At 56.6% G+C, this 355-nt stretch carries 1 protein-coding gene; it reads right to left on the bottom strand.

Annotation, left to right across the window (positions count from 1 at the left end; translation table 11 throughout):
* On the bottom strand, positions 1–355 hold a 355-nt coding region (locus AC1D1Y_RS27015), incomplete at both ends, for a TRAP transporter large permease subunit (protein ID WP_477685040.1).

Raw genomic sequence — 355 nt, 5'->3', positions numbered from 1 at the left:
GGCCCAGGGCACAGTTGATGAGGATCAGCACGCCAAACTGCGAGGGGTCCATACCAAACTTCTGTGCAATTGGCAAAAAGATGGGCGTGCAGATCAGCAACGTGGGGGCCATGTCCAGGAAGGTGCCTAGCAGGAACAGCACGACGTTGATCATCAGAAAGATCATCCACGGCGTTTGGGTGACACTGCTCATCAGATCGCCCGTGCGTTCGGGCACGGAGTACATCGCCAGGAAGTAGCCAAAGGCGTTGGAGATACCGATCAGAAACAGCACGACACCGGTGGTCTTGCAGGCCTTGGCGCAGGACTTGATGAAGTCCTCCCACGACAGCGAGCGGTACACAATGCCTGTGAT

The organism is Polaromonas sp. P1_G1, from assembly GCF_056405595.1.
The sequence above is the reverse complement of the archived record's forward strand: the minus strand, read 5'-3'. Positions and strand labels throughout refer to the sequence as shown.